Source organism: Ramlibacter sp. (assembly GCF_050250995.1).
Classification (GTDB): Bacteria; Pseudomonadota; Gammaproteobacteria; order Burkholderiales; family Burkholderiaceae_C; genus Ramlibacter.
Genome location: NZ_JBFWNP010000085.1, coordinates 1 through 13,078, shown reverse-complemented (window position 1 = coordinate 13,078; position 13,078 = coordinate 1). Strand labels below are relative to the sequence as shown.

The following is a 13,078-nucleotide window of genomic DNA, read 5'->3' as shown; positions in this document are numbered from 1 at the left end:
CGATTCCACCGTCACTCCGGGCCACGCGCGACTGCCCACCATCACGGCGGAACGTTGCCCGCGATCACGATGGAACGCTGCCCGCCATCGCGTGGAATGGGTGCCCGCGATCAGTGGAATAGGCAGTTGGTCATGAGCGCCGCGTCGGCTTCGGACCCCGAGGCCACGTGGTCGGCAGCCGCGCCCGAGGCGCGCAGGGTGCGCAGCAGGCCATCGGCCAGCACCTGGTCGTCTTCCGCGATGAGGATCCGCATGCGCTTGTCTCCTGGTGAACCCGCGGCGCCGTGTTCGGCACTCTGCGGGCATTCTAGGCCGCGCCCTCGTACGCGATCCTTACGCGGCGGCGCCCACGCCGGAGTAGGCCTCGAGTCCCAGCATGACGACGGTGGCGATCTCGTCGCCCACTTCCGCGCGGAATTCCGCCTCGGCCTGCGTCACGGCGCTGCGGAAGGCCGCCAGCCATGCGAGCCCGGTGTCGGTGAACTTCACCAGCCTCGCGCGCGCATCGCGCGCATCCGGCTCGCGCGTGACGAGGCCCCAGGCCTCGCACTGGTCGACGAGGTCGCCCATCGCCTGCTTGGTCATGCCGGCCTGGGCGGCGAGGTCGGTGAGCCGCGAGCCCTCGAGCGCGAGGTGCCGCGTGACGTGGACGTGCGCGGCGTTTACCTGCCCGCGCGCGGCCAGGTTCGACAGCGCGAGGGGCACCTGCACGTCGTGCGCCATGAGATGCAGGACGCGCTCGTCGAAGCGCCGCGCGGCATGGCCGAGCAGGCGGCCGAGGTGGGTGAGTCGCCAGCGGATGTCGTCCATCGATAAATCGTAAGGGAAACTGACGATAAAACCTGTTTACCGCCGGGTACTTCGCTCGTTACATTACTGTCCATGCATCCAGTCTGTTCGTAAAAACAGGCGGTGCGCCGGATGACAAAGCAACGCAACTCATTGATCCCCAAGGAGAAATCTCACATGGATGCCCAGGTCAAAGGAACGAAGATCGCCGCCGCCGACGACAAGGCGAGCACCGAGAAGGCCAAGGCGCTGCAAGCCGCGCTCGCCCAGATCGAGAAGCAGTTCGGCAAGGGCACGATCATGCGGCTCGGCGAAGGCGAGGTGATCGAGGACATCCAGACCGTCTCCACCGGCTCGCTCGGGCTCGACATCGCGCTGGGCGTGGGCGGCCTGCCGCGCGGCCGTGTGATCGAGATCTACGGCCCGGAATCGTCGGGCAAGACCACGCTCACGCTGCAGGTCATCGCCGAGATGCAGAAGCAGTCGGGCCAGTGCGCCTTCGTCGACGCGGAGCACGCGCTGGACATCCAGTACGCGCAGAAGCTGGGCGTCAACGTGTCGGACCTGCTGATCTCCCAGCCGGACACCGGCGAGCAGGCGCTCGAGATCGTCGATTCGCTGGTGCGCTCCGGCGCCGTCGACCTGATCGTCGTCGACTCCGTCGCGGCGCTCGTCCCCCGCGCGGAAATCGAGGGCGAAATGGGCGACTCGCTGCCCGGCCTGCAGGCGCGCCTCATGTCGCAGGCGCTGCGCAAGCTCACCGCCACGATCAAGAAGACCAACTGCATGGTCATCTTCATCAACCAGATCCGCATGAAGATCGGCGTGATGTTCGGCTCGCCCGAAACCACGACCGGCGGCAACGCGCTGAAGTTCTACGCCTCGGTGCGCCTCGACATCCGCCGCACCGGCACGATCAAGAAGGGCGAGGAAGCCATCGGCAACGAGACCAAGGTCAAGGTCGTGAAGAACAAGGTCGCGCCGCCGTTCAAGACCGCCGAGTTCGACATCATGTTCGGCGCGGGCATCAGCCGCGAGGGCGAGATCATCGACATGGGCGTGCAGCACGGCATCCTGGAGAAGTCGGGCGCCTGGTATGCGTACGCGGGCGAGAAGATCGGACAGGGCCGCGACAACGCGCGCGAGTTCCTGAAGGAGAACCCCGACCTGGCGCGCGAGATCGAGAACAAGGTCCGCACCGTCCTCGAGATCCCGCTGCTGGCCGGCAGCGAAGCCGCCGAGTAAGCGGGGGCGCCGGGTGGCCTTCGGCCAGCTTTCGCTGAAGGGCCGGGCGCTGAAGCTGCTCGCCGCGCGCGAGCACTCGCGCGCCGAGCTCGAGCGCAAGCTCGCCGAGCACGAGGAGGAACCCGGGCAGATCCAGCGCGTGCTCGACGAACTCGCCAGGCGCGGCTTCATCGACGAGAAGCGCGTGGCCGAGGCGCTGGTGCATCGACGCGGGCCGAAGCTCGGCGCGGGCCGCATCCGGCACGAGCTGCAGTCGCGCGGCGTCGACGAGGACGTGGTCGCCGAGGCGGTGGCCGGCCTGCGCGCCACCGAGCTCGAGCGGGCGCGCGAAGTCTGGCGCAAGAAGTTCGGGGAGGCGCCCGAGAACGCGGTGGAGCGCGGCAGGCAGATGCGTTTTCTCGCCGCGCGCGGCTTCGGCGGCGAGGTCATCCGCCGCGTGCTGTCGCCCGGGGACGATCGGCAATAATCGCCCGATGCTGGGCTGGTTCAACGCGAAAGAGGCCGACCGTTTTGCCGGCGAGCTGTCCGCCTTCGTGTTGAAGGAACTCTCGGGCGCGGGCGCGTTGAAGGACGCGAAGTACCGCGCGCGGCTCGACAAGGTGCTCACGCGCGCCGATCGCCAGGTGCGGGACTTCAAGGCCGCGCACCCGCTCAATTTCTACAAGAAGTCGCGGCTCGCGAACCGCTTTCTCTGGTCGCTGAAGGACGGCGGCTGCGCCGAAGACGTCGCCGCCGAGCTCACCGACTGGCTCACGCTGAGGCTGTGAAGATGCGTGCGGATTTCGTCATGCCCCCGGAGACGCGCTGAGCATGCTCGGAGTCCTGCGCAAGCTGTTCGGGGGGGCCGGGCAAACCGCGTCGGCACCGTCGCCGGGACCGGATCCAGCCCAGGGGCCGGTCTCGCCGGCCGATTCCCCGCCGGACTGGCGCCGCCGCGGCAACGAAGCCCTCGCCCGCGGCGACCTCGCCGCCGCCGCATCGATCTACCGCGAAGGCACGCAGCCGCCACCGGGCGATCCGATCGCCTGGCTCAATCTCGGCTACGCGCAGCTCGAACTCGGGGAGCACGACCCGGCCCGCGAAAGCCTGCGCCAGGCCGAGTCGCTGATGGCGAAGGACGATCCCGCATTGCCGGATGTCTGGTGTCTGCTGGGCCGCGAACGGCAGGAGCGCGGCGAGTGGGGCGCGGCGGCGGCCGCGTACCGGCGCGTCGTCGAGCGCGTGCCCACGCACGAACTCGCGTGGCGCGAGCTCGGGCAGGTCCACGAAGTGCAAGGCGATTTCGAACAGGCGCAATCGTGTTTCCTGCGCGCCGTCGCGCTGCGCGGCGACTTCGCCCTCGCCCTGCGCGACCTCGCGCGGCTCATGCTCGCGCAGCATCGCGCGGCCGACGCGCTGCCCTGGCTCGATCGCGCCCTGCAGGTCGAGCCCGGTCACGTCGAAACGCACGTGATGAAAGCGCATGCTCTGTGGCAACTCTGGCGGCTCCCGGAGGCGCTCGATGCGGCCGACCGCGCGCTGGCGCTCGGCGACGACCCGTCGGCGCTGGCGATGCACGGCGGCGTGCTCACGTTCCTTGGCCGGGCCGGCGACGGCCTCGCCAGCTACGACCGCGCACTGCGCCTCGCGCCGGACCATGTGCTGGCGCTGGTCGACTCCGCGCAGCCGCTGATGCGGCTGCATCGCTACGACGAAGCGATGCGGCGGCTCGACCGCGCGCTCGCGCTCGAACCCGACCGGCCCGACGCGCTGTTCAGCCGCGGCGCGGTCCTCATGCAGCTGGGCCGCGTGCGGGAAGCCATCGCGGCGTACGACCGCCATCTCGGCGTCCACCCGCGCGAGCCCGAGGTCGCGTTCAGCCGCGCGTTCGCGAAGCTGCTGCTGGGCGATTTCCGCGATGGCTGGCCGGAGTACGAGGCGCGCTGGGAGTTGCGCCACCAGGGCATCCTCAACCGCAAGCCGCAGTTCGGCGCGCCCGAGTGGCAGGGCGAGTCACTTGAAGGCCGCGCGATCCTGCTCTATGCCGAGCAGGGCCTGGGCGACACGATCCAGTCCCTGCGCTTCGTCGAGGCCGTCGCGGTGCAGGCGGCGACCGTGTGGCTGCGCGTGCAGCCCGCGCTGCTGCCGCTGCTCGGCACGCTGCCCGCGAACTGCCGGCCGCTGCCGCCGAACGCGGGCGTGCCGGTCGATTGCGTGTGCCCGCTCATGAGCTTGCCTCGCATGCTGGGCTCGACCCTCGACACGATTCCGGCCGAAGTTCCCTATCTTTCGGCGCCGTCGGCCGCGATCGAGACATGGCGCGAACGCCTCGGCGAGCGCACCCGCCCGCGCATCGGCCTCACCTGGTCCGGCAACGCGAATCAGCCCAACGATCACAACCGCTCGATGCCGCTCGCGGCGATGCTCGCCGCACTCGCGCCCGTGGCGGGCGACGTCGAGCTCGTGAGCCTGCAGAAGGAAGTGCGCGATTCGGACCGGCCCGCCCTCCTCGCCGCGAAGAACCTGCGCCACGTCGGCGACGAACTCGAGACCTTCGGCGACACGGCGGCGTTGATGACGCTCATGGATCGCGTGATCAGCGTCGACACGAGCGTGTGCCATCTCGCGGGCGCGCTGGGCCGGCCGCTATCGATCATCCTGACCTACGCGCCCGACTGGCGCTGGCTCCTGGAGCGCGAGGACTCGCCGTGGTATCCGACGGCGAAGCTCTATCGGCAACGCGTGCCGGGCGAATGGCGCGATCCGCTCGACCGCGCCGTGGCCGACCTCAGATCCCCAGCATCAGCTTGAGGTTCTGGACCGCCGCGCCGCTCGCGCCCTTGCCGAGGTTGTCGAGGCGGGCGATCACGACGGCATGGTGGTAGTCCATGTTCGCGTACACCCGGATCTCCATCTTGTTCGTGTCGTTCAGCGCGAGCGCATCGAGCTTGCCGTCTTCGGTGGGCGCTTCGACGGTGACCCACTCGCTGCCGCGATAGTGCTTCTCGTACACGGCCTGCAGGTCCGCGGGCGTGGGCCTGGACGGCAGCGTGTCGAGGTGCAGCGGCAACTGCACGAGCATGCCCTGGCGGAAGTTGCCCACGGCCGGAATGAAGATCGGGCGGCGCGAGAGCCCCGTGTACTTCATGATCTCCGGCAGGTGCTTGTGCTTCAGGCCGAGCGCATACAGCTCGAAGTCGGGCGCGGCGCCGGCCTCGTACGCCTCGATCATCGTGCGTCCGCCGCCCGAGTAGCCGCTGACCGAGGGCAGCGACACGGGGTAGTCCTTCGGCAACAGGCCGGCGTCGACGAGCGGACGCAGCACGGCGATCGCGCCGGTGGCGTAGCAGCCCGGGTTGCTCACGCGCTGCGCCTTCGCCACCGCTTCGCGCTGGCCCGGCGCGAGCTCGGGAAAGCCGAACACCCAGCCTTCGGCCGTGCGGTGCGCCGTGGACGCATCGATGATGCGCGGCGCCTTGCCGCCGGCCTTCGCGATGTCGTCGATCATGGCCGCCGACTCGCGCGCGGCGTCGTCGTGCAGGCAGAAGATCACCAGGTCCACGCCCGCCATCAGTTCGCGCTTGGCGGCGGGGTCCTTTCGCTTCTCGGGCGCGATGCTCACGACCTCGACCTGCGGCATCTGCTGCAGCCGCTCGCGAATCAGCAAGCCGGTGGTGCCGGCTTCGCCATCGATGAAGACCTTCGCCATCGTTCGAACTTCCTGGTTGGGTGGCCGCGCCCTGCCACTGTAAGGCACAAGGATGCTTGGTGCGCTGCACCATGATACAGTTGGCGGCTGCACCGCGCAGGGGCCCTTTTGGGCTTTTTCGGGCGGAAGCGTTCCCCACGCCATCCTCGACATCAGTTCCCCTCGAGAGAAACCTCATGAAGATCCACGAGTACCAAGGCAAGGAAATCTTGCGCAGCTTCGGCGTGCCCGTTCCGCGCGGCATCGCGGCATTCACCGTGCAGGAGGCCGTGGAAGCAGCGCAGAAGCTCGGCGGGCCGGTGTGGGTGGTGAAGGCGCAGATCCATGCGGGCGGACGCGGCAAGGGCGGCGGCGTGAAGGTCGCCAAGAGCATCGACCAGGTCAAGGAGCTGGCGGGCCAGATCCTGGGCATGCAGCTCAAGACGCACCAGACCGGACCCGAGGGCCAGAAGGTGCGGCGCCTGTACATCGAGGACGGCGCGGACATCCAGAAGGAATACTACGTGTCGGTCGTCACGGACCGCGCCACGCAGAAGGTCGCGTTCATCGCCTCGAGCGAGGGCGGCATGGACATCGAGGAAGTGGCGCATGCCACGCCCGAGAAGATCAAGAAGCTGTTCGTCGAGCCGCTCGCCGGCCTCACCGACGCGCAGGCGAAGGAGCTGTCCGACGGCATCGGCATTCCCGCCGACTCCACCGCGCAGGCCGTGGACGTGTTCAAGAAGCTCTACAAGTGCTACATGGACACCGACGCGTCGCTGGTCGAGATCAACCCGCTCAACCGCGACGGCAAGGGCAACATCGTCGCGCTCGACTCCAAGTTCAACTTCGACTCCAACGCGCTGTACCGCCATCCCGAGATCGTCGCGCTGCGCGACCTCGACGAGGAAGACCCGGCCGAGATCGAGGCCAGCAAGTTCGACCTCGCCTACATCTCGCTCGACGGCAACATCGGCTGCCTCGTCAACGGCGCGGGCCTCGCGATGGCGACGATGGACACCATCAAGCTGTTCGGCGCGGAGCCGGCCAACTTCCTCGACGTGGGCGGCGGCGCCACCCCCGAGAAGGTGACCGAGGCCTTCAAGATCATGCTGAAGAACAAGAAGGTGAAGGCGATCCTCGTCAACATCTTCGGCGGCATCATGAAGTGCGACACCATCGCCACCGGCGTCATCACCGCCTGCAAGGCCGTGAACCTGTCCGTGCCGCTGGTCGTGCGCATGAAGGGCACGAACGAGGAACTCGGCAAGAAGATGCTCGCCGAGTCGGGCCTGCCCATCATCAGCGCGGACACGATGGCGGAAGCGGCTCAGAAGGTCGTTGCGGCGGTGAAGGCTTAAGGAAAAGACATGTCGATCTACATCAATAAGGACACGAAGGTCATCACCCAGGGCATCACCGGCAAGACCGGTCAGTTCCACACCGAAAAGTGCAAGGAATACGCCAACGGGAAGAACTGCTTCGTGGCCGGCGTGAACCCCAAGAAGGCCGGCGAGAAGATCTTCGACATCCCGATCTTCGCTTCGGTGAAGGAAGCGAAGCAGCAGACCGGCGCCACGGTCTCCGTGATCTACGTGCCCCCGGCGGGCGCGGCCGAGGCGATCTGGGAAGCGGTCGAGGCCGACCTCGACCTCGCCATCTGCATCACCGAGGGCATTCCGGTCAAGGACATGCTGATGGTGCGCAACAGGATGAAGGCCAAGGAAGCGGCCGGCGGCAAGCGGACGCTGCTGCTCGGCCCGAACTGCCCGGGCCTCATCACGCCGGACGAGATCAAGATCGGCATCATGCCCGGCCACATCCACCGCAAGGGCCGCATCGGCGTCGTCTCCCGCTCGGGCACGCTGACCTACGAAGCGGTTGCCCAGCTCACCGAGATCGGGCTCGGCCAGTCCAGCGCGGTCGGCATCGGCGGCGACCCGATCAACGGCCTGAAGCACATCGACGTGATGAAGGCCTTCAACGACGACCCCGACACCGACGCCGTCATCATGATCGGCGAGATCGGCGGCCCCGACGAGGCGGACGCCGCGCGCTGGTGCAAGGATCACATGAAGAAGCCCATCGTCGGCTTCATCGCCGGCGTCACCGCGCCCCCCGGCAAGCGCATGGGCCATGCCGGCGCGCTGATTTCCGGCGGCGCCGACACCGCCGACGCGAAGCTCGCCGTCATGGAAGAGTGCGGCTTCAAGGTGACGCGCAATCCTTCGGAAATGGCGAAGCTGCTGAAGGCGCTGCTCTAAGCCGCGGCGCGCGAAACAAGCGCAATCCCTCGGTCACGGGCCGGTTGTCTTGAACGACAATCGGCCTTCCGTTTTTTTACCGGCAAGAATAGAAAGAGGCCAAGACGATGGAAGCCTTCATGACGCCCGCCTTCTGGGTGGCGGTCGGTCAGATCATCCTGATCGACATCCTGCTGGGCGGCGACAACGCGGTCGTGATCGCGCTCGCCTGCCGGGGCCTGCCGCCCGCGCAGCGCAAGAAGGGCATCATCTACGGCACCGCCGGCGCCATCATCCTGCGCGTCATCCTGATTGCCTTCGCGCTCGCCCTGCTCGCGATTCCCTACCTGAAGATCGTGGGCGGCGTGCTGCTCGTGTGGATCGGCGTCAAGCTGATGGTCCCCCAGGAGGAGGACGACCACGCCAACATGGCGAGCAGCGACAAGCTCTGGGGCGCCATCAAGACCGTCATCATCGCGGACCTCGTGATGAGCGTCGACAACGTGCTCGCCATCGCCGGCGCCGCCCAGGGCGCGGGCGACCACCAGCTGCCGCTCGTGATCTTCGGCCTGCTGGTGAGCATTCCCATCATCGTGGCCGGCAGCCAGATCGTGCTGAAGCTGATGGACCGCTTCCCCTTCATCATCACGGCCGGCGCCATGCTCCTCGGATGGATCGCGGGCCAGATGATCTTCACCGACCCCGCCATGCGCCGCTGGTTCGCCCCCGACAAGACCCTGGAGTACGGGTTCGCCGTCGGCGGCGCGGCGCTCGTGTGGCTGATCGCCCAGGCGGTGCTGATGCGCCGCCGCAAGGACGGCGCCGGTACGGCGTGAACGCCACACCGCCCCTTGTGGGTTGCCGGTGCCTCTGTTAACGTCGAACGGCCACTTGCAAGGGGCGGGGGAATGAGCAAGTCTTCATCGAATCGCGGCCGGTTCTGGCGCACAGACTGGTTCGTGGGTGTCGCGGTGCTGTTGGCCGTGCTCCTGCTTCACATGGGCACGGACGTGTTCCGCACGCTGGAGCGGCGTTTCTACGACTGGTCGAGCACGCAGACCTCCCGGCAGCCCTCGCCGCGCGTGGCCGTCATCGCCATCGACGACCAGAGCATCGCCAACATCGGCCGCTGGCCCTGGCCACGCGACGTGCATGCGCAACTGATCGACAAGCTGGCCGAGGCCAAGGCGAAGACGGTGGTGTACACCGCGTTCTTCTTCGAGCCGCAGACCGATCGCGGCCTCGTGTACATCCGCCGAATCCGCGAAGCGCTCGGTCTGCCGGCGGCGCCTGCTGCTGCATCCATTGCCGCACCCGCCGCACCCGCCGCACCCGCCGCGTCCGTCGCGACGCCCGCATCCGCCCCCGTCGCCGCGGCGTCTTCCGCGCCTGGCACACCGGACGCGACCGCGACGGCTGCTGCCGCCCCGCCCGCCCCCGCCGCGGAACCCACCGACCCCGTCGGCAAGCTGATGGCCGAGGCCGAGCGCACGCTCGACACCGACGGCAAGCTCGCCGCGAGCATCGCCAAGGCCGGCAACGTCCTGCTGCCGTCGGTCTTCGTCATCGGCGACCCGCAGGGCAATCCCGACAAGCCGCTGCCCGCCGCCGTCGCGAAGAACGCGATCGACGAGAAGAACGGTTTTTCCGTCAACGCGGTGCGCGGCCAGTACCCCATCGACCTGCTCGCCAATGCTGCCGCGGGCGTCGGCCACCTGAACCAGTGGTACGACGTCGACGGTGCGGTGCGCGACGAGCCCCTGCTGGTGAACTACTACGGCAAGGCCGTGCCTTCGCTCGCGCTGCTCGCCGCCGCGCAGAGCCTGAACCTGGGCCCCCGCGACATCCGGCTGAACCCCGGGGAGTCGGTGCAGATCGGCAAGCTGCGCGTGAGCACCGACGACGCCGCGCGCATGCGGCCGCAGTTCTATCCCGTGCGCGACGGCAAGCCCGCGTTCGCGGTCGATTCGTTCTACGACGTGATGAGCGGAAAGATCCCCGCCTCGAAATACGCCGACAAGATCGTCCTGGTCGGCGCGAGCGCGGCGGGCGTGGGCACGCTGTTCCCGACGCCCGGCTATGCCGGCGTGACGCCCGCCGAATTCATGGCGCACGTAACCTCGAGCATCCTCGGCGAGCACTTCATCGTGGAGCCCGCCTGGGGCGTGTGGGCCGCCCTGCTGGTCAGCGCGCTGATCGCGGCCTATCTCATCGCGGCGCTGCCCCGGCTCTCCGCCGGCATGGCCGCCGGCATCACCGCGGGCGTGTTCGTCGCGCTGCTGCTGGCCGAGTACGTGCTGCTGTCCAGCGGCGCCTTGTGGCTGCGCCTCGTGTTTCCCGCGTCGCTGCTCTTGATCGGGCATGCCGCGCTCACCACCAAGCGTTTCCTCGTCACCGAGGCCGGCAAGCTCAAGTCGGACGAGGAATCGGCCGAGACCAACCGCATGATGGGCCTCGCGCTCCAGGGCCAGGGCCAGCTCGACATGGCGTTCGACCGCTTCCGCCGCGTGCCCTTCACCGACGCGCTGATGGACAACATGTACAACCTTGCGCTCGATTTCGAGCGCAAGCGCCAGTTCAACAAGGCGCAGGCCGTGTACGAACACATGGCGGGATGGGACAAGAACTACAAGGACCTGCAGAACAAGATCAACCGCGCCAAGAACCTGTCCGAGACCGTCATCCTCGGCGGCGGCGGGGGGCATCCCGGCGGCACGATGCTGCTCGACGGCGGCGGGGTCGAGAAGCCGATGCTGGGCCGCTACCAGGTCGAGAAGGAGCTGGGCAAGGGCGCGATGGGCGTGGTCTACCTGGGCAAGGACCCGAAGATCGGCCGCGTGGTCGCGATCAAGACGATGGCGCTGTCCAACGAGTTCGAGGGCGAGGAGCTGAACGACGCGCGCGAGCGCTTCTTCCGCGAGGCCGAGACGGCCGGGCGCCTGCAGCACCAGAACATCGTCACCATCTTCGACGCAGGCGAGGAGCACGAGCTCGCCTACATCGCCATGGAGTTCCTCAAGGGACGCGACCTCGTCGACTACTGCAAGGACGGCGCCCTGCTGCCGATGCCGCGCGTGGTCTCCATCGTGGCGCGGGTGGCCGAAGCGCTCGCCTATGCGCACCGGCAGAACGTGGTCCACCGCGACATCAAGCCGGCCAACATCATGTACGAGCATGACAGCGACACGGTGAAGGTGACCGACTTCGGCATTGCCCGCATCACGGACTCGAGCAAGACCAAGACGGGCCTCGTGCTCGGCACGCCCAGCTTCATGTCGCCCGAGCAGATCGCCGGCAAGAAGGTCGACGGGCGCTCCGATCTTTATTCGCTGGGCGTCATGCTGTTCCAGATGCTCGCCGGCGTGCTCCCCTTCCGAGGCGACTCGATGGCGGAGCTCATGTACAAGATCGCCAACGAGGAAGCGCCCGACGTGCGCATCATCCGCAAGGAAATCCCGGAGCGGCTCGCGCAGATCCTCGCGCGCTCGGTGGCCAAGAAGCCCGAGGCGCGCTACCAGGACGGCGACCAGTTCGCCGCCGATCTGCGCGCCGTGCTGGGCGAACTCTCGGGCCTTCCGGCCGCCGCGCCGGCGGCGCTCGCCTCGGGCGTGGCGGGGGCCGGGGCGGCTGCGGCCGAGGGCGAAAAGACGCTCGCGTTCCAGACCACCGCGCCGACGCAGGCCGGCGACAACGAAAAGACCGTCGTCATGGGCGCCCCCGGGGCCGCGCCGCCCAGCTATGATGCGACGTCCAAAATGCAGGCGGCGAGCGACGATACCTTCGCCAAGACCGCTGTTTTCGGAAGCACCGGCGCCGCGAGTTCGGCGGAGCAGGGCTCCGGCAAGCCCGACGTGGAGTCCTGAGCCCGACATGAACTATGAGTTTTGCCTGCGGACCGATCCCGGGCTCGCGCGCGAGAACAACGAGGATTCCGTCACATTCGACGAGCCGACCCGGCTCGCGATCCTGGCGGACGGGATGGGTGGCTACAACGCCGGCGAGATCGCCAGCGGGATGGCCACGACCTTCATCAAGTCCGAGTTGGGCCGCTGGCTTGCGCAGGCGGGCCGCAACGCCAATGCGCGCGAGGTGCGACGCGCGCTCGAGATCTGCGTCGACAACGCCAACCGGTCGATCTTCAACGCCGCCAATTCCAACCCGCAGTACAGCGGCATGGGCGCCACGCTCGTCGTGGGGGCGTTCGGCGACGGCCGCCTGGTCCTCGGCCACATCGGGGACTCCCGCTGCTACCGCCTGCGCGGCGCCGAGTTCGCCCAGATCACCAAGGACCATTCGCTGCTGCAGGAGCAGATGGACGCCGGCCTTATCACGCCGGAGCAGGCGGCCGTCTCCACCAACAAGAACCTGGTGACGCGCGCGCTCGGCGTCGAGGACGCCGTGCTGCTCGAGGTCAACGAGCACAAGGTGGAGCCGGGCGACGTGTACCTGATGTGCTCCGACGGGCTTTCGGACATGCTCGACGACGCAAGCATCGGCCGCATTCTGCAAGGCGAGGGGGGGCTGGAGCAGAAGGCGACTCAACTGGTCGCCGCCGCCAACGCCAACGGAGGGCGCGACAACATCTCGGTGTTGCTCGCGAGCGCCAACAGCGGCTCCAAAAAAAGAGGCCTGATCTCGCGGTTGCTGGGAGAATAGGCCGAGACCCTTCGTATTAATGTCGTGGGAATGAACAAAGACAGGAGTCGACCATGCCGAAGATGATCGTTTCGATCGACGGTGTCGTCATCAAGGAAGTGCAGCTCACCAAGGACCGCACGACGCTGGGACGGCGGCCTTACAACGACATCGTCATCGACAACCTCGCGGTCAGCGGCGAGCACGCGGTGCTTCAGATGAGCGGCAACGAGGTCTACCTCGAAGACCTGAACAGCACGAACGGCACGTACGTCAACGGCAAGGCGGTGAAGAAGCAGTTGTTGCAGAACAACGATACCGTCGAAATCGGCAAGTACAAGATCAAGTACGTGAACGAGGCGACGGGGCCGACCTTCGAGAAGACGATGGTCATGAAGGCCGGAGTGGTGCCGCCGCCCATGCAGGCGGCTGCGCCCGCGCCGGCCATGGCCGGCGGCGCGGCCACCGCGGTGGCGCAGCCCGCGGGCGACCCGGGTCC

Annotated in this window: 12 protein-coding genes and 1 pseudogene; 10 read left to right on the top strand and 3 right to left on the bottom strand. The window is 67.9% G+C overall.

From position 1 onward, the window contains the following. Positions 1-125: 125 nt before the first annotated feature. Together AB7E83_RS27455 and AB7E83_RS27450 are read right to left on the bottom strand one after the other, a co-directional pair. Positions 126-254: pseudogene (locus AB7E83_RS27455) on the bottom strand (DNA-binding response regulator); the annotation flags it as partial. Positions 255-333: 79 nt separating this feature from the next. Then, complete coding sequence (locus tag AB7E83_RS27450) at positions 334-810, bottom strand: MarR family winged helix-turn-helix transcriptional regulator (RefSeq protein ID WP_428574591.1); 477 nt, start codon at positions 808-810, stop codon at positions 334-336. A 156-nt stretch (positions 811-966) separates the two neighbouring features. Here AB7E83_RS27450 and recA point away from each other — a divergent pair, with 156 nt between their 5' ends. From recA to AB7E83_RS27430, 4 genes are read left to right on the top strand one after another with little or no spacing between them, the layout of a single operon-like run. Then, positions 967-2,034, top strand: a complete 1,068-nt coding sequence (gene recA / locus AB7E83_RS27445) for a recombinase RecA (protein WP_428574589.1) — start codon at positions 967-969, stop codon at positions 2,032-2,034. Between the two features lie 13 nt (positions 2,035-2,047). Then, positions 2,048-2,500, top strand: a complete 453-nt coding sequence (gene recX, locus AB7E83_RS27440; protein WP_428574587.1) for a recombination regulator RecX — start codon at positions 2,048-2,050, stop codon at positions 2,498-2,500. A gap of 7 nt (positions 2,501-2,507) precedes the next feature. Then, positions 2,508-2,801, top strand: a complete 294-nt coding sequence (locus AB7E83_RS27435; RefSeq protein WP_428574585.1) for a hypothetical protein — start codon at positions 2,508-2,510, stop codon at positions 2,799-2,801. A 43-nt stretch (positions 2,802-2,844) separates the two neighbouring features. After that, entirely contained in the window at positions 2,845-4,824 is a 1,980-nt protein-coding gene (locus tag AB7E83_RS27430) for a tetratricopeptide repeat protein (protein WP_428574582.1), read from the top strand. On the opposite strand, the gene argC is transcribed toward AB7E83_RS27430, so the two are convergent. Next, positions 4,802-5,722, bottom strand: a complete 921-nt coding sequence (gene argC, locus AB7E83_RS27425; RefSeq protein WP_428574580.1) for an N-acetyl-gamma-glutamyl-phosphate reductase — start codon at positions 5,720-5,722, stop codon at positions 4,802-4,804. The two genes, AB7E83_RS27430 and argC, sit on opposite strands and share 23 nt — an antisense overlap. 176 nt (positions 5,723-5,898) lie before the next feature. Here argC and sucC point away from each other — a divergent pair, with 176 nt between their 5' ends. The 6 genes from sucC to AB7E83_RS27395 all read left to right on the top strand — a co-directional run. Then, positions 5,899-7,062 carry an ADP-forming succinate--CoA ligase subunit beta gene (gene sucC, locus AB7E83_RS27420; RefSeq protein WP_428574578.1) on the top strand — a complete coding sequence of 388 codons (1,164 nt, stop codon included), beginning with the start codon at positions 5,899-5,901 and terminating at the stop codon, positions 7,060-7,062. Positions 7,063-7,071: 9 nt separating this feature from the next. Next, positions 7,072-7,965: a succinate--CoA ligase subunit alpha gene (gene sucD / locus AB7E83_RS27415; RefSeq protein ID WP_428574576.1), complete on the top strand. Its 894-nt coding sequence runs from the start codon at positions 7,072-7,074 to the stop codon at positions 7,963-7,965. 107 nt (positions 7,966-8,072) lie between these two features. Beyond that, on the top strand, positions 8,073-8,780 hold the full coding sequence (locus AB7E83_RS27410; protein ID WP_428574574.1) for a TerC family protein: 708 nt from the start codon (positions 8,073-8,075) through the stop codon (positions 8,778-8,780). 72 nt (positions 8,781-8,852) lie between these two features. Beyond that, positions 8,853-11,807, top strand: coding sequence for a CHASE2 domain-containing serine/threonine-protein kinase (locus AB7E83_RS27405; RefSeq protein WP_428574572.1), 2,955 nt, complete (start codon positions 8,853-8,855; stop codon positions 11,805-11,807). A gap of 7 nt (positions 11,808-11,814) precedes the next feature. Beyond that, positions 11,815-12,600: a Stp1/IreP family PP2C-type Ser/Thr phosphatase gene (locus AB7E83_RS27400; protein WP_428574570.1), complete on the top strand. Its 786-nt coding sequence runs from the start codon at positions 11,815-11,817 to the stop codon at positions 12,598-12,600. Positions 12,601-12,653: 53 nt separating this feature from the next. After that, positions 12,654-13,078 (top strand): FHA domain-containing protein (locus tag AB7E83_RS27395; RefSeq protein WP_428574568.1); only part of this gene is annotated, 425 nt, incomplete at its 3' end.